At 59.8% G+C, this 1671-nt stretch carries 2 protein-coding genes; both read right to left on the bottom strand.

Features of this window, described 5'->3' with window-relative positions; translation table 11 throughout:
- The coding region (locus tag VAE48_RS10000) for an ABC transporter substrate-binding protein (RefSeq protein ID WP_322793182.1) at window positions 1-616 on the bottom strand (616 nt) is incomplete at its 3' end.
- 18 nt (window positions 617-634) lie between these two features.
- Window positions 635-1492, bottom strand: coding sequence for an ABC transporter permease (locus tag VAE48_RS10005; protein WP_322793183.1), 858 nt, complete (start codon window positions 1490-1492; stop codon window positions 635-637).
- Window positions 1493-1671: the final 179 nt, after the last annotated feature.

The following is a 1671-nucleotide window of genomic DNA, read 5'->3' on the forward strand; positions in this document are numbered from 1 at the left end:
CGCGCACATCGTAGCCAAGTGCGCGCAGCTGAATCGGCTCATTGGTGATATAAACCACCCCGGCTTCCACCTGTCCGGCGGTCAGCGCTTCCACCTGATTGAAGCCGATGGATTGCAGGTTGATGTCGGTTTCCTTCAGGCCGGCCGCATTGAGCAGGGCCTGCAGACCAATGTAACTGGCCCCATAGGTGCCGGGGATGCCTACCTTGCGCCCGCGCAGGTCAGCCGGCTGGCGGATGCCGCTCGATTCCAGCGCAGCAATGCCCACCGGAAAATCGCGGTACCAGGCCGTGATATACACCACCGGTAAATCCTGCGCGCGGCCGAGCAGCACCTGCTCGCCGGAAACGACCGCAAAAGGAATTTGACCGGCCCCGACCAGCGCCACATTGTCATTTTCCATGCTGTAATCCAGGGTTACATCCAATCCCACTTGGCGGAAGTAGCCGCGCTCAATGGCGACATACAGCGGGGCAAATTGAATGTTGGGGATGAAACCCACCGGCAGGCGGATGGGGGTCAGCCCGGCGGTGGGGGCAGGGGTGGCAGGTGCGGCACACCCGCTGAGGAAGGAAACTGCAAGGATCAGGATGAGACTGAAATGAAGCGCACGCATGGTTCGAGTACCTTTCCATTAATCGAGAATTTTGTTGCCGTTGCGTTTGTAAGGTTCGCTTTGCCAGGCCAGCAAACGGCGTTCCATATAGATCACCGCTCCGTAAAGCAGCAACGCCAGCGTAACCAGCGTGAAAACGGCGACGAAGACCAGCGCCGTATCATACTGACCGCGCCCGACATTGATGAGAAAACCCAACCCGCGGTCGGCTGCCACCAGTTCACCGATGACCGCACCGATGACCGAGAGGGTGGCACCGACCCGCAAACCGCCCAGAAACACCGGCAGGGCAGCCGGAATTTCCAGATAGCGCAGGTTTTGCCACGGAGTAGCCCGCAGCGAGCGCATCAGGGCGCGCAGGTCCTGCGGAACGGCGCGCAGCCCTACCACCGTGTTGACCAGCACCGGGAAGAAAACAATCAGCGCGCAGATCAGCATTTTGGTGAAAATGCCCGGTCCAAACCAGATCACCAGCAGCGGGGCGATTGCCACAATTGGAATTGCCTGACTGGCGACCAGATAGGGGGCGAAGAGCTGCTCAAACAGCGGGGATTTAGCCAGCAGGTAACCGATCAGGGTGGCCAGCAGGGTACCCGCCAGCAAGCCGAGCGTGATTTCGAGCAGGGTGGCGGATGTGTGGCGCAGCAGGGTGCCATCCGCGAGCGCCTGCCAGAAACGCGCCGCCACCCGGCCGGGTGAGGGGAGGATGAAGGCCGGCAGTTGAGCAAGGCGTACCAGCCCTTCCCACAGGAACAGTGCCAGCACCAGCGAGAAGGGGGTAAGGAATAAACGCAGGCGGCGCAGCCACGGCGATGCGCCGGCTTCACTCCCCAGCGGGGGTTTAAGGTTCTGTAAGTTGGGGATGCTGATTTCCATGTCTTTCAACCTGACTTTCCCGGTAAAAATAAAAAACCCGAAAACGATGGTTTTCGGGGCAGGAAGCAACGACATGCAGAAAAAGTCGCTGTAAGAGAGGGTAGCCTTCTTTCATCCGGACTGTACCGTCGACCCCGGAATTTCACCGGGTCGTGCGCGGATATGCGCTCGTGGGTTTT

Source organism: Bellilinea sp. (genome assembly GCF_034432615.1).
In the GTDB taxonomy this organism is placed as follows: domain Bacteria; phylum Chloroflexota; class Anaerolineae; order Anaerolineales; family Anaerolineaceae; genus Bellilinea.